Here is a 15,709-nt window from a genome sequence, read left to right as displayed (position 1 = left end):
CTCCATGGCGGGTTCGGCACCCTTGGCGGCGGTCAGAAATTCGTCGGAAACCAGCACCCGGTCCGACGCCGCGCCGCCCGCGCCGCCATTGCCAACCAGCAGCCCGCCCGTACCGCCCGCTCCGCCGGTGCCGCCGGTACCTGCGCCCACGTTGACAACCCCGCCCGTCCCGCCGGCGCCGCCGTTGCCAAACAGGCCGGCCGGCCCGCCGTTGCCACCGTTCTTACCCGGGGCGCCGGACCCGCCGTTACCGCCATTGCCCCACAGAATCCCGCCAGCGCCACCGTTTTGCCCCGTCCCGGGTGCACCGTTGGTGCCGTCGCCGATCAGCGGGCGCTGCAACAGCAATTCGGTGGGCGCGTTGATCGCTCCGAGCAGTTGCGCGACGACGCTCTGCAACGGCGATGCGCTGGCCGCCTCGCCGGCGGCGTAGGCGCCCGCGCTCGCGCCCAGGGTCTGGACCAACTGTTCGTGGAAGGTCGCCACTTGGGCGCTCAAAGATTGATAGTCCAGCGCGTGTGCGCCGAACGACGCGGCGATCGCCGCCGACACCTCATCGGCGCCAGCGGCCAGTACTTGCGCCGTAGGGGCGAATGCGGCCGCGTTGGCTTCGCTGATCGCCGCGCCGATCTTCGCAAAATCAGTTGCAGTGGAGGCGATTTCGTCAGGAATTGCGATGAGGAATGACATTCCGTACCTCCCGATGGCACGGCCCGGTCGGCGGTCGGCCACGTCAGCGAGATCGTCGAGCCATGCGGAATATCTCGAGGATATCTAGGCGCAAATGATGTTCATGGCAAATTCGGAAATCACGCCAAACGAAAGCATTGCAAACTGACAGAAAACCACGCCGGTAAGGACTCGGCACGGACATCGAACCTCTCGCGAGCGCCTTGGCGACCCGGCCCCGACTTGGACCGGCGCTGCCGCGCTCGCTAGCTCAGCGCTAGCGATCCGGCTTGGTGCCCTGATCCCGCTACCCGGCATGGGTTACACTATCGACGAGATTTGTAAAGGATCGAGGACGTCGAAGGGTCGAACTTGAGCATTTCGCTGCTACTCGAGATGGCTGCGTCCAGCAATCCCGATCGCACGGCCGTGGTCTCCGACGACGCCCGCCTCACCACGCAGCAGCTCAGTGACCTCGCCGACGGCGGCGCGGGCGTCATCGCGGGGTCGACGGCTCAGCACGTCGCCTACGTCGGCACCGGCGGCGCGCTGCTGCCAACGCTGATCTTCGCCGCGGCGCGGGCGGGTGTGCCGTTCACGCCGATCAACTACCGGCTGTCCGCAGACGGGATCCAGTCACTGATCGCGCGGCTGCCAGAACCCTTGGTGATCGTCGACGATCGCTACCGCGACGCGGTCGGCGCGGCGTCGGACCGGGTGCTGGTTTCCGACGAATTTCTGACCGCCGCCAAGGGTGCCGAACCCGCCATGGAGTTCGCCGATCCGGACTCGGTCGCGGTGGTGCTGTTCACCTCCGGCACCACGTCGCAGCCCAAGGCCGTCGAGCTCACCCACAACAACCTGACCAGCTACGTCACTGGGACCGTCGAATTCGAGTCGGCCGCACCCACCGACGCCGCGTTGATCTGCGTGCCGCCCTATCACATCGCCGGGGTGGGCGCGGCGCTGTCCAACCTCTATGCCGGCCGAAAGATGGTGTACCTGCCGAACTTTGACGCCGCCGAGTGGGTGCGGCTGGCCAATGCCGAGCGGGTCACCACGGCAACGGTGGTGCCCACCATGCTGGACCGCATCGTCACGGTACTCGAGACCGGTGAGCACAAGCTGGCCACGCTGCGCAACCTCGCCTACGGCGGTTCGAAAGTGGGCCTACCGTTGGTGCGCCGGGCGCTCGAGCTGCTGCCTGACGTCGGCTTCGTCAACGCCTACGGCCTCACCGAGACGAGTTCGACGATCGCGGTTTTGACCCCCGATGACCACCGCGCCGCCCAAGCCGCCACGGACGCCGCCGGCGCCAAGCGGCTGGGCTCGGTCGGACGTCCGGTGCCCGGCATCGAGGTGCAGATCCGCGGCGAAGATGGCACCGTGCTCGGGCCGGGGCAAACCGGCGAGCTGTATGTGCGCGGGGAGCAGGTCTCCGGCCGCTACACCGGGATCGGTTCGGTGCTCGATGAGGACGGTTGGTTTCCGACGAAAGACATCGCCTTTCTCGACGAAGACGGCTACCTGTTCATAGGCGGCCGCAGCGACGACACCATCATCCGCGGCGGCGAGAACATCGCGCCCGCCGAACTGGAGGAGGTGCTGATCGAGCACCCAGACGTGCGCGACGTCGCCGTCGTCGGCGTCGAAGATCCGCAGTGGGGACAGGCGATCGTCGCCGTGGTGGTGCCCGAGGCGGGCGCCGACCCCGACCCCGACGAACTCCGCGAATATGTCCGTAAGAGCTTGCGCGGGTCACGCACCCCCGACCGGGTAGTGTTCCGCGACGAGCTGCCCACCACCGCCACCGGCAAAGTGCTCCGCCGGGAGATCATCGAAGAACTGGCAGGTACTAAAACATGATCAAGAACGGAACCCGTCTGGCCAGTCAGGTCTGTGACACCCAGGTCATCGTCGTCCGAAGCGCCGACAGTCTGGACGACCTGCGGTGCGGCGGCGCGCCCATGGTGCCGATCGGCAGCGAGCGCTCGGGCGAACTCGACCCGGCCTTCGCCGGCGGCACGGTGATGGGCAAACGCTACGTCGACGAAAACGGTGCCGAATTGCTCGTCACCAAGGCAGGCGCAGGGAGCCTGAGTATCGGAACCACGCCGTTGCAGCTCAAAGAGGTCAAACCGCTACCCGCCAGCGACTGAGCATCAGGGCCCCTGCCGCCCGTCGGCCCCGACGACCCCGAGCAACAACCCGCCGCCGCCGCCCGCGCCGCCGGCCTTGTTGAAGCCATTTCCACCGCCGCCGCCGCTGCCGATTAGCTGGGCATTGCCGCCCGCGCCCCCAAGGCCTCCCGTGCCGCCGGTGCCGCCGTTGCCGCCGCCACCCCCGTCGCCGATGACGGCGCCGTTGCCGCCACGGCCACCGGTACCGGCGGCGACGGCGACTCCGGAAGTCTGGCCCCCGGTCCCGCCTTCGCCGCCGTTACCGAACAGTCCGATGGCGTTGCCGCCGGCGCCGCCGACGCCACCGGCACCGCTGGACTGCCCCCCGTTGCCGCCGTGCCCGCCGTCGCCGACCAGCAGCCCGCCGTTACCGCCGGCCCCGCCGGCACCGCCGATCCCGCCACCGACGGCTCCTCCGCCCGTCCCGCCGGCGCCGCCGTTGCCGAACAGACCCGCATTCCCTCCGTTGCCGGCCGCCCGGCCGGCGCCTCCGCTGTCGCCACCGTCGCCGCCGTTGCCGCTCAGCAAGCCGCCGTCGCCGCCTCTGCCGCCAACTTGGCCGATTTCACCGCGTCCGCCGCCGCCGCCGTGGCCGCCGTTGCCGTGCAACAGGCCGCCGTGGCCGCCCTGCCCTCCTACCCCTCCGCTGCTGAGGATGCCGCTAGCACCAGTGCCGCCCATGCCGCCGGGGCCACCATTGCCGAACAACCCGATCGCGTCGCCACCGGCGCCACCGGCACCGGCCACACCACCGGCGTTGGTGAGCCCACCGGCGCCGCCCGCGCCGCCGTTGCCATACAACAGCCCCCCGGCGCCACCGGGGCCCCCGGCGCCGGCGGTGGTGGGGGTGGAGCTTGGGCCGCCGGTACCCCCGGCCCCGCCGTTGCCGAACAACCCTGCGGCGCCGCCGGCGCCGCCAGGCGCGTTGGCCGCGCCCGACCCGCCGTCGCCGCCGTTGCCCCACAGGATTCCGCCAGCCCCGCCGTTCTGGCCGGTCCCGGGCAACCCGTTGGTGCCGTTGCCGATTAGTGGGCGTCCCAGCAGCGTCTGGGTGGGAGTGTTGATCAGATCGAGTACTTGCTGCTGCAGGGCTTGCCAGGGACTGGCTGCGGCCGCCGCGTTGGCCGCCTCGGCGGTGGCGTAGGCGCCCGCTCCGGCGTTCAGAACCTGGACGAACTGTTGATGAAATGCTGCGGCTTGGACGCTGAGCGCCTGATACGCCTGCGCGTGGCCGCTGAAGACCGCGGACACTGCAGCCGAAATCTCATCAGCGCCCGCCGCGAGCAGGCCGGTTGTCGGTGCCGCCGCGGCCGTCGTCGCCTCCCTGATGGCGGAACCGATACCGGCCAAATCCGAGGCGGCCGCCGCCACGAGGTCTGTTTGTGTAATCAGAAACGACATTCCGCACCTCCGCCGACGCATGACGGCTCGGCGGTTGACCAGCCTGAGTGATCGATCGTCGACCGTGGGTAACGATCATGAGCGTAGCGCCAACCCTCAGCGACGCATAGGAAATCCATCGCATTCCCATATCCCTCACCGACACGACACAGGAACGCCTCATCTGCCAGAGTCGTCGCGTCTGGGATACGGCTCCGCGCCGCGGGGTTAGCCGACGGACTTCTCCGACGGGTTGTTGCGCCGCACGAATTCCCTTGCCTCGATCAGGAATTCGAGTTGCTTGGCCACCTCGTGCAGCGGGCCGACGCTGCGCATCGAGCGGCACAGCACTACGGCGCCCTCCAAGGCGGCGAGCGCCATCACGGCCAACGACGCCGACTCGGTCTCGTCGAAGCCCTCTGCCACGAAAGCCTGCTCCAGCGCGGTGCACCAACGGTCCAGGATGACGCCGGCTTCGTTGGCGAGGTTGAGTTCGTCGTCGGCAGAGCCGATGGCGGCCGCCACCACCGGGCAGCCGGCGGTGAACCCGCCCTCCACCAACAGGTGCTCCCAGAACTCGACAAAATCGTGAACTACCCCGCGGGCGCCTCGGGGGACGGTGTCTTCGATCTTGGCGGTGATGGCATCGCCGGCGTAGTGCAGTGCGTCGAGCAGGATTTGATTGCGGCCATCGGGAAAGTGGTGGTAGACCGAGCCGCGCGGGGCGCCGCTGCGGGCCAGCACCGCGTCGATGGTGACCCCGGCCGCGCCGCGCTCGCGTAGCACCTCCGCGGCGCTGACCAGCATCTTCGTGCGGGTGCCGCCGCGCTTGGCTGCGAAGGGGTCGGCCGGCCTCATGCGGGCGAGGGTGCGTGCGACTGCCGAACCGACAGCCGGTCCGGGCCGCGGGGACGCAACCGGCGTGGGCGGTCTGATGGTTCGGGTATCCGACGGGTGAACCGGAAACCCGCAATGTTGACTTCGATGACCCGCATGGCTGTCTCCCCACGTGTATAGGACTGTCACACGCCGGGGTCGACGGCCGGTGACTATGCAAGTAATCATATTCAACAGCCCTGAGGTAGGCAAGTTTCCCCGCTTAGTGCGGCTTTTATCTGGGATTATCCCCGTTAACCGGCCTTAAGATGCCATTAATTTATGATCTATTGCATAATGCGTAGGTCTGCGGTTCACTGAGGCGATGACTAGCGACACCGTGTCCTTGGAACGGGACGGGCATGTCCTGCTGATCGGACTCAACCGGCCCCACAAGCGCAATTCGTTCGACCGCGGCATGCTGGCCGATCTCTCCAGCGCCTACGGGCTGCTCGAAGCCGACGATTCGCTGCGCGCCGGCGTGCTCTTCGCGCACGGCGACCACTTCACCGCGGGGTTGGACCTCGTCGACGTCGGCCCGAGCATTGCGGCCGGGGAGTTGGAGTTCCCGGAGGGCGGCCGGGACCCGTGGCGCCTGGACGGGGAGTGGACCACTCCGGTGGTCGCGGCGGCGCACGGCTGGTGCATGACGCTGGGCATCGAGTTGCTGCTTGCCGCCGACATCCGCATCGCCGCCGTCGGGACCCGGTTCACCCAGCTTGAGGTGCAACGCGGCATCTACCCGTTTGGCGGCGCGACCATCCGCCTGCCGCGCGACGCGGGCTGGGGCAACGCCATGCGTTGGTTGCTCACCGGCGACGAGTTCGACGCCACCGAGGCGCACCGGATAGGGCTGGTTCAAGAGGTTGCCGACGACGCGGCGGCGACCCTGGCCCGCGCCCGCGAGATCGCGCACACCATCGCCGACCGTGCCGCGCCGTTGGGCGTGCGGGCCACGCTGGCATCGGCGCAGCGGGCGCGCTCTCAGGGCGAGGTGACCGCGATCGAACGGCTGCGGCCCGATGTGGCCGCGCTGTTCGCCAGCGCCGACGCCGCCGAGGGCGTGCAGTCGTTCATCGAGCGCCGACCGGCGAAGTTCTCCGGTCGCTAAACCCGCCCAGCAGACGCAAACTCGTACAAAACGGGCCCGTTTTGTACGAGTTTGCGTCTGCTCGCGGGGCTGGCTGCTGGCGGGGGCTACTCGACCGTGTAGCCCATCGGCATCAGCACGCTCTTCTGCTGCGTGAAGTGCTCGACGCCCTCCGGCCCATTCTCACGGCCGATGCCTGAGTTCTTGTAGCCGCCGAACGGACAGCAGGGGTCAAAGGCGTACCAGTTGATCGCATACGTCCCGGTGTGGATTTGCTCCGCAATCCTGATGCCGCGGGGGATGTCGCTGGTCCACACGCTGCCGGCCAACCCGTACACCGAGTCGTTGGCGATCTTGACCGCATCCTCCTCGGTGTCGTAGGGAATGACCGCCAGCACCGGCCCGAAGATCTCCTCTTGCGCGATCGTCATCTTGTTGTCGACGTCGGCGAACACCGTCGGCTGCACGAAGAAGCCGTTGTCCAGGCCCTCGGGACGGCCGCCGCCGCAGACCAGCCGCGCGCCCTCCTCGATGCCCTTGGCGATGTAGTCCTCGACCCGGGCGCGCTGCTTCTCCGAGATCAGCGAGCCGATCTGAGCCCCCGGGTCCGACGGCGGCCCGACGGGCAGCGCCTTAACGAAATTGCTTATGGCTTCCACGATTTCGTCGTAGCGCGAGCGCGGGGCCAGGATGCGCGTCTGTCCGACACAGGCCTGCCCGGTGTTCATGATCCCGGAAAACACCATCATCGGGACCGCGGTGGCCAGGTCGACGTCCTCGAGCATGATGGCCGCCGACTTCCCGCCGAGCTCCAGGGTGCAGGGCTTGAGCAGCTCCGCCGCCCGCTTGCCGATCTCCTTGCCGACGGCCGAGCTGCCGGTGAAGGTGAACAGGTCGACGTCGGGGTTGGACGTCAGCGCCTGGCCGGTCTCGACGCCGCCCGGCACCACCGAGAGCACGCCCTCGGGTAACCCGGCGTCCGCGAACACCTCCGCCAAAGCGTTTGCGGTCAATGGGGTTTCGGCCGCCGGCTTGAGCACCACGGTGCACCCGGCGAGCAACGCCGGGCCCAGCTTGTTGATCGCCAGGAACAGCGGCACGTTCCACGCCACGATCGCGCCCACCACGCCGATCGGTTCGCGATAGACGATGGTCTGCCCGTAGGCACCGTTGCGAATCTCCCGCCATTTGACCTGATCGGCGGCCGGGCCGGCGAAGAAGTTCAGCGCGCCCATGGAGCCCATCCAGTGCATCGTCTCGACGGTCATGGGCGGCTGGCCGGTCTCGTCGGCAAGCAGCTTGGCGAAATGCTCCTTGCGCTCTTCGAGCAACTGGGCCACCTTGGCGAGAACGGCCGCGCGCTCCTTCGGCGGGGTCGTCGGCCACGGGCCGTTGTCGAAAGCCGCGCGCGCCGCCGCAACCGCGGCTTCCACGTCGGCAGCCGCCGCCAACGGCACCTTGCCGACGTACTCGCCGGTGGCCGGGCAGCGCACCTCGATGACTTGGTCCGTCGACGGCTCGGTCCATTTGCCGCCGATGAAAAGTTTGTCGTACTCGGTTGTCTTAGCGATTGTCGCTTCAGTCATTCCGCCGATCCTCCTCGTCGCTCCGCGTTGCATCGTCGCCGGCGGGCGCACTCGCCACCCTACCCAAGCGGCGGCGAGATTAGAACATGTTCCATTATTGCGGCTGGAGGACGAGCACCAGATTGCTCACCAGGAACTCCCGCAGCACCGGTACGGAGGTCAGCCACCAGGCCCATCGTGGGTGGTAGCGGGGATATGCGGCGATCGCTGCTCCGGTGCTGTCGGCCCAGTCCAGTCCGTCGGCGGCCGACACGGCGAACAACGACGACCCGTAGTTGTTTTTCGGTGGATGGCCGTGTTTGCGGGTATAGCGGGCGGCGGCTCGGGCGCCGCCGAGGTAGTGGCTCAGCCCCGTCTCGTGCCCACCGAACGGGCCCAGCCAGACCGTGTAGGACAGCACCACCAGGCCTCCGGGCTTGGTCACCCGCAGCATTTCGCCGCCGAGCTGCCACGGCCTCGGCACGTGCTCGGCGACGTTGGAGGACAGGCAGATGTCCACCGAGTCGTCGGCGAACGGCAGCGCCATGCCCGAGGCCCGTACGAACACGTCGCGTGCGTCCGCGCGAACTGGGCCCGCGGCGTGCATTTCCGACGGGTCCGGTTCGACGCCGATGTAGCGCACCCCGGCGGCGGACAACGCCGACGCGAAGTAACCCGGTCCGCCGCCCACGTCCAGCAGCGTTCGCCCGGCCGGTGGCGCGCCCCGCAGGGCCTGCCACAGGTCGCCGACCATGGTCGCGGTGTCGGCGGCCAGCGCACCGTAAAAGCGTGCGGGGTCGGATTGTTCGTAGCGGAATTCCGACAACAGCCGCAGCGATCGAGCCAGCGTCGCCCGCTGCGCGAAGAGGTCGGTCACGGCCACTTGCCATACCCTACGGGCGAGGTGCCGTCACACCAGCGCTCCCGGCTTCTCGCGCCAGCGGGATAGGCTGGCCAACGATGTCTACTCTGCGCTCGGTATTGCTGCTGTGCTGGCGCGATACCGGGCACCCGCAGGGCGGCGGCAGCGAGACGTATCTGCAGCGCATCGGCGCGCACCTGGCGGCCAGCGGCATCAACGTCACTCTCCGCACCGCCCGCTATCCCGGAGCGCCGCGCCACGAAGTCGTCGACGGGGTTCAGATCAGCCGCGCCGGCGGCCGCTACACGGTGTACATCTGGGCGCTGCTGGCGATGCTCGCCGCTCGCGTCCGGCTCGGCCCGCTACGCCACGTGCGGCCCGACGTCGTCGTCGACACCCAGAACGGCCTGCCCTTCCTGGCCCGGGTGGCCTACGGGCAGAAGGTTGCGGTGTTGGTGCACCACTGTCACCGCGAGCAGTGGCCGGTGGCTGGCCCGGTGCTGTCCCGGCTGGGCTGGTACGTCGAGTCCAGGCTGTCGCCGTGGGTGAATCAGCGCAATCAGTACGTCACGGTGTCGCTGCCGTCGGCTCGGGATCTGGTCGCTCTTGGGGTGGACAACCGCCGGATCGCGGTGGTGCGCAACGGTCTTGACGAAGCGCCGGCGCAGACCCTGCCCGCCAGGCCCGCACCCCAGCCGCGGGTGGTGGTGTTGTCCCGGCTGGTGCCGCACAAGCAGATCGAGGACGCGCTGGACGCGGTCGCGGCGCTGCGCGGGCGCGTGCCGGGCCTGCACCTCGACGTCATCGGGGGTGGTTGGTGGCGGCAACGGCTCGTCGACCATGTTCATCGCTTGGGCATTGCCGACGTGGTGACGTTCCACGGCCACGTCGACGACCTGACCAAACACGATGTGCTGCAAAGTTCTTGGGTGCACCTGCTGCCTTCCCGGAAAGAGGGGTGGGGGCTGGCGGTCCTGGAAGCGGCTCAGCACGCGGTGCCCACCATCGGCTACCGGTCCTCTGGCGGCCTGTCCGACTCGATCATCGACGGGGTTACCGGAGTGTTGGTCGACAGCCAGGCCGAGCTGGTGGACCGGCTCGAAGAGCTGCTGTCTGACGAGGTGCTGCGCCATCAGCTTGGCGCCAAGGCTCAAGCGCGCAGTCTCGAGTTCTCCTGGCAGCAGAGCGCCGAAGCGATGCGGTGCGTGCTCGACGCGGTGCAAACCGGAACCCGCGTCAGCGGCGTGGTGTAGCTCGGTCTAGCCGGCCGTTACGGGGGCTAGTTCCGGTCCGGCCAGGGACAAGGACTTGCTCTCGACCTCGGCATCGGCGTCGGCTTCGGCGGGTGACGCACTGCCTTCGAGTCGGCGACTGCGGATCGCGTATGCGACGGCCAGGGCGACGCACGCCGATGCCGGGGCGAGTAACGCATAGCCGCCGAGCCAGTTGCCAAACAGGAGTCCGGTCGCGCCGCCCACCAGGAACAGCAACAATGTGGCCGCGAGGACGGCGAGTTTCCACTTGTCGAGTCCGTGCTGGCGACTCCGGCCCAGCATCAGCCCGAGGTCGGTGACCGTGCCGGTGAAGTGCGTGGTGCGGATGGCCATCTCACGCAAGCTGGAGGTCAGCCCGTTCTGCATGCCGAGGGCCGCTGCGGCGAACATCGCCTGCAAGACGGGTGGCTCGATGCCGAGGGTGGCAACGAAGCCGTGGACCTCGGCTTTCGCCACTCCGACAGCGGCGAGGAGCAGCAGCATCCCCTCCAATGCCAGGACGACGGCATGGTGTTGCCCGGTCGGATGTTCGCTTGAACCCAGCACGGTTCCGGCGGCCAGCGCGCCTGCCCAGAATCCGATCAGGATCGCCACCAGCAGGTGACCTTCGTAGAGCAACGGGTTGGCCGTGTTCATGCCGAGTTGGGTGGTTACGCCGGTGAGGTTGCCGACCGGAAAAGCGAGGATCAGCAAGGCCACCGCATTGACGAAGCCCGCGATGAAGGCCAGCGAGCCCGTGTAGCACAGCAACACGGCGCGAGGGGAGACACGAACCTGGCGAGTCGAGGGGATCGGGGCAGTCATGGTCTGGGTTTCGTTCCGCGTTCTCAATCGGTCCGTGGGCACAACACGAAGCCTATCTACCGAAATTTACTTCATCAATAAGTTTTCGTATGAGTTCGAAAAGACCGCGGGACCCGCTCGAGTGCGACGGGCTGTGACTGATATGAATAGGCGAAGAGTTTTACGTGAAAGAACGGGTAGAGTTGTGCCTATGGACGTCGCGGATGTCGTTCAGTCCAGCAGCCCCGGTTCAGACCGTGGATGGACTTTCTTGAGCAACCACGGCCACGTGCTGCTCTGCGTGTCGGTCAGCGACCCACTGACCGCGCGGGAGTTGTCCCAGCGCATCGGCATCACGGAGCGCTCCGTGCAAACGATCTTGGCCGATCTGACCGAAGCGGGCTATCTGATCAAGTCGAAGGTCGGCCGCCGCAACGTGTACCGGCTCAATCCGGACGGACGGTTGCGCCACCCGCTCGAGGCTCGCCACACCGTTGGCGAACTCGTTCAAGCCTTGTCCTAGTCCTTGCCGGCCGGCACCGAGCGGCGTATCGCCAACCCGACCGCCCCCGCTCCGGCCACCACCAGCATCGCCAGCCAAGCCAGGTGCGCTGCGATGGTGGCGTGCACGTGCCCGGCGGGTGCGCGGTTGGTCGTGCCAGCGATTCGATACAGCGCCAACCCCTCGTCGCGGTACATCGGCGTCAGCCCGGCGAGGGTGCGACCGCTAGCACCTAGGTCGCCGACGCTGTCGGATTCCACGACCAGCCAGCTCACCCCGGCCGAGGACAAAGCCGCGGGTTCCGGCCCGGTGAGAAGTAACTCCTCGACGGCCCGCGCCTGAGTTCCTTCCCCCGGCACGGTCACTCCCGAAATCACCAGGTCACCCGACGTCAACACGTCCGCGCGAACCCAGCGCTGCAAGGGATCCAGCACCGGCGCGGGTCCGGCCCAGGTAAAGCGCCGCATGGTGCCCGCCGGCAAGACCGCTACGGTCCCGGGGTCCGCGTTGATCGCCGCCGCCACCCGCGCCCATCCGGGCGGGTAGTGGACGGGTTCGAGCCTGCCCCAGGCTCCCCATGCCAGGTCGGGTAGCGCCAGGAGCAATGCCGCGCAGCAGAGCGCCGCCGTCGCCGTCGGTCGCAGCCGATCCCGCAGTGTCACCACCGCGCCGCCGGCGGCCAGCGCGTAGCCCGGCATCGCCAACGCGACCCACTTCTGCCCGTCGCGCAGCACACCCAGGCCAGGTACCGCGTCGACCACCGCGCGTAGCAGGTGCAGTCCCGGGCCCGTCGCCAAAGCCGCCGGCACCAGCACCGCCACCAGCGCCAGCACCAGTAACGGCACCGCGACACGCCGGTGCAGCGCGGCCGGCAGCCCGACGGCCACCACGGCCAGTAGGAAGGCGGCCGACACCACCGCGAAAAGCGTTGTCCGCGAACCGGGTACGGCGGCGCCGTTCCAGATGCCGCCCAGGCTCGCCAAGCTGACCAGTGTGCCCAAGCCAGGCTCGGCCCGCGGCGCGAAAGCGGTGACCCCGAGCGTGTTCGCGGCCGTGTGGCTGGACAGCGACGAACCCAATGCCGCCGCGCACAGCCACGGCAACGCCCCCACCAGCGCGACGACACCCGTCAACGTGGCGCAGAACAGCCGCGACCGCCCTTCACCCGGTGCAAAGACACAGGCCAGCGCCACCGCAGCAGCCAGCAGCAGTCCGGTAGGGGTCAAGCCGGCAAGTGCGATCCAGAACGCCAGTTCGCAGACCCGTGCCCAACCGCCCAGGCCGGACCGCAGCTGCAGCATTGTCGTAGCGACCCAGGGCAGGCAGCCGTAACCGACCAGCAGGCTCCAATGGCCCTGTAAAAGCCGTTCGGCGACATAGGGATTCCAGATCGCCAACGTGGTCGCGACGAACTGGCCGGCCGGGCCCGCCTCGGGCAGCGCCGTCGCGACCAGACGCGCCGCGCCCCATCCGGCCAGCCACAGCCCCAGCACCAGCAGCGCCTTCACCAGAATCCCGCCGTCGACCACCTGCGAGGCCAGCGCGACCGCGAAATCCTGCGGTGTGGCGCGCGGCGCAGCCGTCAGGCCCAGCGCGGTGTCGGACAGGTACGACCGTGGGGTGGACACCGCGTCGCGCAGCAGCAGGTAGCCGGGTCGCAACAGCGGCGCAACCACCAGCAGCGCCAGAACCAACGCGTATCCCGGCCGCAACCAACGCACGTTGGCGGGTTAAGCCCGTTCGGCCGGACCCGCGGGTGGCGGTTCGGTTGGGCCCGACTCGGGGGGCGACGCAGGCCCGGATTCGGGTGGCTGGGGATCAGCCGCGGCCGGCGGCAGCGGATCCGCGCTGGGCAGCCGCGGTTCGTCATGCAGTTCCGGACGTTGGGTGGGCAGCTTCTCGGTCACCGCCTCGGCGCCCGGCACGGGTTCCTCGAGGCCCGCGCGCCGGAAGTAGTCGGTGTCGGCCCGGTCCAGACCCGGATCGATCAGGGCACTCTCGGTCCGCAGGCTGAACGAGGCGAGCACACCGCCGGCGATCAAGGCGATCAAGCCCGTCGCGACGAAGGTGATGGGCAGCACCCGGGTCCACAGCGCCAACCGGTCGCGCTCGTCACGAGCCGCATTGACCTGCGACTCGATGGTGTCGGGGGTGAAAGCCACCCGGTAATCGGTCAGCGTCACCTCAGGCTTGAGCGCCTCGCGGGCGTAGTAGTGGTAGGCGTGCTCGGATTGCTTGACGATCGTGCCGGTCACGGGATCCACCCAGAAGGTGCGCTGCGCGGCGTAGTAGCGGGTCATGGTGACCTCTTCGGCCGGGTCGCCGGGGAGGTTCCACATGCCCGCGCTCATGGTGACCTTGCCGTCGTCGTTGCCCGGGTACCGCGACTGGTAGGTCAGGGGCGCGACCAGCTTTCCGTCGTTGCCGAAGCCGACGTTCTGGGTGAACCGGTATGCGGTCAGGCCGTTGATGTCTTCTTCGCCTTCGTAGTTGGCGTCGAACGCCTTCTGCGCGATCGGGTCGAAGTACGGATATGTCTTCTTTTCCGTGTTGAACGGGAATCGGTAAGACAGCCCCTCGTGCCGCAGCAGCACGTAGTTCCTGGTGTCGGTCTTGGGGTGCTTGGGGTCATCCGGTGCATCGCCGGGCTTCCGCGGGAAAATCGGCTCCAACAGAGCGTTGTGCAGCTTGTTGTCGTCGGACAACGCCATCGCCGTCGAGCGGTTCAGCGTGACCCGGTCGACCATCGCCAGCAGCAACCCCGACTCCTGCTGCTTGTCGGTCCGCCGGACCGAGGTGCCGACCTGCAGGGTGACGATGTCGGCGTTGGCCGGGGCCTCTACCTTTACTTCTTGCCGAGACAAAATGGGCGCTTCGTCGATGACGAGATGTTCGGTGGCGAGCGACGCCGAGTCCAGTGCTTGTCCGCGGCCCTGGCTAAGCAGCGTGGTGTCGATGTCGAGTGGGATCTTGGTGATCTTGTCGCGGGTGTAGGTCGACAGGAGCAGGGCGGCGATCAGCAGCGCGGCACCGAGGCCGATAATTCCGCACGCGGCGATCCGCAACCTGACGGCTCGGTTCACGTTGCAGTGACCTCCTTGTTCTTACGGCCTCGCAAGCAGTGCGGGAATCTGTTTGACCCTAACAGCAGATTGTGTGCGTCGGTCGGACGAATCCGGTGTACCCCGTCCAGCTGTCAGCACAGCACAGGCAGACTGAGATGGTGACCGAGCAGGCGACCCCGCCGGCAACGCAACAGGCGACCCCAACCGCGGCCCAAGAGGTGGCGCAACAGGTAGGCGGCACCCGCAGCTTCTTGCCCGCCGTCGAAGGCATGCGCGCCTGTGCGGCAATGGGAGTGGTCGTCACGCACGTCGCTTTCCAGACGGGCCATTCCAGCGGTGTGGACGGCCGGCTGTTCGGCCGCTTCGACCTGGCCGTCGCCGTGTTCTTCGCGCTGTCCGGCTTTCTGTTGTGGCGGGGGCACGCGGCGGCGGCCCGCGGCCTGCAGCCACGACCGTCGACAGGCCACTATTTGCGGTCCCGGGTGGTCCGCATCATGCCCGCCTACGTGGTCGCGGTGGTGGTGATCCTGTGCCTGCTGCCCGATTCGGACAATGCCAGCTTGACCGTCTGGTTGGCCAACCTCACGCTGACTCAGATCTACGTGCCGCTCACCCTCACCGCTGGGCTCACGCAGATGTGGAGCCTGTCCGTCGAGGTCAGCTTCTACCTCGCGTTGCCCATTTTCGCGCTGCTGGCCCGCCGGATTCCGGTGGGCGCGCGGGTGCCGGCTATCGCCGCACTGGGGGCTCTCAGCTGGGCGTGGGCATGGGTACCGCTCACCGGCGGCCCGGGAGCCAACCCGATGAACTGGCCGCCCGCGTTCTTCTCCTGGTTCGCCGCCGGGATGTTGCTGGCGGAGTGGGTGCACCGCCCGGTCGGGCTCGCGCACCGGCTGGCGCGTCGCCGGGTGCTGATGGCGGTGATCGCGGTGGCGGCCTACTTGGTGGCGGCGTCGCCACTGGCTGGGCCGGCCGGCCTGGTCCCCAGCACGCCGACCCAGTTCGCGGTCAAGACGGCAATGGGCTCCCTGGTCGCGATCGCGCTGGTGGCACCGCTGGTGCTGGACCGTCCTGACACCCCGCACCGGTTGTTGGGCAGCACCTTCATGGTGACCCTGGGCCGGTGGTCCTATGGCCTGTTCATCTGGCACCTGGCCGCGCTGGACATGGTGTTTCCGGTGATCGGAGCATTCGCGTTCAACGGGCATATGCCGACGGTGTTGTTGTTGACGTTGGTCTTCGGTTGGGCGATCGCCGCGGTCAGCTACGCCCTGGTGGAGTCGCCCTGCCGGGAGGCGTTGCGCCGTTGGGAGCGGCGCCGCCAGCGGTCGGCCGAGCCTCAGGACAGCGAAGCCGACGCGATAGCGCCGTAGCCCGCAACGCCGACGCCGGACAACACGCCGTAAATTGTCCAAAGTGTAGAAAAAGCTGGTCAGAGGCTTTATTTGCCTTTAAGCTCAGGA

14 protein-coding genes are annotated in these 15,709 nt (G+C 68.2%); 6 read left to right on the top strand and 8 right to left on the bottom strand.

Features of this window, described 5'->3' with window-relative positions:
- Positions 1-690, bottom strand: a 690-nt coding sequence (locus BST27_RS27255; RefSeq protein ID WP_139805404.1) for a PE family protein, incomplete at its 3' end; no start/stop codon positions are given.
- Positions 691-1,041: 351 nt separating this feature from the next.
- Between BST27_RS27255 and BST27_RS27250 the strand changes: the two genes are divergently transcribed.
- Positions 1,042-2,535: a class I adenylate-forming enzyme family protein gene (locus tag BST27_RS27250; RefSeq protein WP_069421660.1), complete on the top strand. Its 1,494-nt coding sequence runs from the start codon at positions 1,042-1,044 to the stop codon at positions 2,533-2,535.
- Positions 2,532-2,828, top strand: a complete 297-nt coding sequence (locus tag BST27_RS27245) for a hypothetical protein (RefSeq protein ID WP_069421659.1) — start codon at positions 2,532-2,534, stop codon at positions 2,826-2,828. The genes BST27_RS27250 and BST27_RS27245 overlap by 4 nt, the downstream gene beginning before the upstream one ends.
- Before the next feature lie 3 nt (positions 2,829-2,831).
- On the opposite strand, the gene BST27_RS27240 is transcribed toward BST27_RS27245, so the two are convergent.
- Both BST27_RS27240 and BST27_RS27235 read right to left on the bottom strand, forming a co-directional pair.
- On the bottom strand, positions 2,832-4,250 hold the full coding sequence (locus tag BST27_RS27240; RefSeq protein WP_069421658.1) for a PE family protein: 1,419 nt from the start codon (positions 4,248-4,250) through the stop codon (positions 2,832-2,834).
- Between the two features lie 207 nt (positions 4,251-4,457).
- On the bottom strand, positions 4,458-5,087 hold the full coding sequence (locus BST27_RS27235; RefSeq protein WP_069421657.1) for a TetR/AcrR family transcriptional regulator: 630 nt from the start codon (positions 5,085-5,087) through the stop codon (positions 4,458-4,460).
- A 343-nt stretch (positions 5,088-5,430) separates the two neighbouring features.
- Between BST27_RS27235 and BST27_RS27230 the strand changes: the two genes are divergently transcribed.
- On the top strand, positions 5,431-6,216 hold the full coding sequence (locus tag BST27_RS27230; protein ID WP_069421656.1) for a crotonase/enoyl-CoA hydratase family protein: 786 nt from the start codon (positions 5,431-5,433) through the stop codon (positions 6,214-6,216).
- 86 nt (positions 6,217-6,302) lie between these two features.
- Here the strand turns inward: BST27_RS27230 and BST27_RS27225 are convergent, their stop codons facing one another.
- Positions 6,303-7,781: an aldehyde dehydrogenase gene (locus tag BST27_RS27225; protein ID WP_069421655.1), complete on the bottom strand. Its 1,479-nt coding sequence runs from the start codon at positions 7,779-7,781 to the stop codon at positions 6,303-6,305.
- A gap of 94 nt (positions 7,782-7,875) precedes the next feature.
- Positions 7,876-8,643 (bottom strand): class I SAM-dependent methyltransferase, encoded by a 768-nt coding sequence (locus tag BST27_RS27220; protein ID WP_069421654.1) that lies wholly within the window; start codon positions 8,641-8,643, stop codon positions 7,876-7,878.
- A gap of 77 nt (positions 8,644-8,720) precedes the next feature.
- Here BST27_RS27220 and BST27_RS27215 point away from each other — a divergent pair, with 77 nt between their 5' ends.
- Complete coding sequence (locus BST27_RS27215) at positions 8,721-9,875, top strand: glycosyltransferase family 4 protein (protein ID WP_069421653.1); 1,155 nt, start codon at positions 8,721-8,723, stop codon at positions 9,873-9,875.
- A gap of 6 nt (positions 9,876-9,881) precedes the next feature.
- Here the strand turns inward: BST27_RS27215 and BST27_RS27210 are convergent, their stop codons facing one another.
- Positions 9,882-10,700, bottom strand: coding sequence for a YoaK family protein (locus tag BST27_RS27210; RefSeq protein WP_069421672.1), 819 nt, complete (start codon positions 10,698-10,700; stop codon positions 9,882-9,884).
- Positions 10,701-10,890: 190 nt separating this feature from the next.
- Here BST27_RS27210 and BST27_RS27205 point away from each other — a divergent pair, with 190 nt between their 5' ends.
- Positions 10,891-11,202 carry a helix-turn-helix transcriptional regulator gene (locus BST27_RS27205; protein ID WP_069421652.1) on the top strand — a complete coding sequence of 104 codons (312 nt, stop codon included), beginning with the start codon at positions 10,891-10,893 and terminating at the stop codon, positions 11,200-11,202.
- On the opposite strand, the gene BST27_RS27200 is transcribed toward BST27_RS27205, so the two are convergent.
- Together BST27_RS27200 and pgfA are read right to left on the bottom strand one after the other, a co-directional pair.
- Positions 11,199-12,902 carry an MmpA family trehalose lipid delivery protein gene (locus BST27_RS27200; RefSeq protein WP_069421651.1) on the bottom strand — a complete coding sequence of 568 codons (1,704 nt, stop codon included), beginning with the start codon at positions 12,900-12,902 and terminating at the stop codon, positions 11,199-11,201. The genes BST27_RS27205 and BST27_RS27200 overlap by 4 nt on opposite strands.
- Positions 12,903-12,911: 9 nt before the next feature.
- The gene (gene pgfA / locus BST27_RS27195) at positions 12,912-14,264 is read right to left on the bottom strand and encodes a cell envelope lipid trafficking protein PgfA (RefSeq protein ID WP_069421650.1); all 1,353 of its coding nucleotides are present in this window, start codon (positions 14,262-14,264) and stop codon (positions 12,912-12,914) included.
- 137 nt (positions 14,265-14,401) lie between these two features.
- Between pgfA and BST27_RS27190 the strand changes: the two genes are divergently transcribed.
- Positions 14,402-15,619, top strand: coding sequence for an acyltransferase family protein (locus tag BST27_RS27190; RefSeq protein ID WP_079220191.1), 1,218 nt, complete (start codon positions 14,402-14,404; stop codon positions 15,617-15,619).
- The last annotated feature ends 90 nt before the right edge of the window (positions 15,620-15,709 follow it).

It is taken from the genome of Mycobacterium intermedium (assembly GCF_002086275.1).
GTDB lineage: Bacteria > Actinomycetota > Actinomycetes > Mycobacteriales > Mycobacteriaceae > Mycobacterium > Mycobacterium intermedium.
This window is presented reverse-complemented; position numbering and strand designations above follow the sequence as displayed.

What these genes read in the sequence shown, in the direction of transcription:
- BST27_RS27240 (WP_069421658.1), bottom strand. Translation starts at nt 4,250, where the DNA reads ATGTCGTTTCTGATTACACAAACAGACCTCGTGGCGGCGGCCGCCTCG.
- BST27_RS27215 (WP_069421653.1), top strand. Translation starts at nt 8,721, where the DNA reads ATGTCTACTCTGCGCTCGGTATTGCTGCTGTGCTGGCGCGATACCGGG.
- BST27_RS27190 (WP_079220191.1), top strand. Translation starts at nt 14,402, where the DNA reads ATGGTGACCGAGCAGGCGACCCCGCCGGCAACGCAACAGGCGACCCCA.
- BST27_RS27235 (WP_069421657.1), bottom strand. Translation starts at nt 5,087, where the DNA reads ATGAGGCCGGCCGACCCCTTCGCAGCCAAGCGCGGCGGCACCCGCACG.
- BST27_RS27210 (WP_069421672.1), bottom strand. Translation starts at nt 10,700, where the DNA reads ATGACTGCCCCGATCCCCTCGACTCGCCAGGTTCGTGTCTCCCCTCGC.
- BST27_RS27230 (WP_069421656.1), top strand. Translation starts at nt 5,431, where the DNA reads ATGACTAGCGACACCGTGTCCTTGGAACGGGACGGGCATGTCCTGCTG.
- BST27_RS27225 (WP_069421655.1), bottom strand. Translation starts at nt 7,781, where the DNA reads ATGACTGAAGCGACAATCGCTAAGACAACCGAGTACGACAAACTTTTC.
- BST27_RS27245 (WP_069421659.1), top strand. Translation starts at nt 2,532, where the DNA reads ATGATCAAGAACGGAACCCGTCTGGCCAGTCAGGTCTGTGACACCCAG.
- BST27_RS27205 (WP_069421652.1), top strand. Translation starts at nt 10,891, where the DNA reads ATGGACGTCGCGGATGTCGTTCAGTCCAGCAGCCCCGGTTCAGACCGT.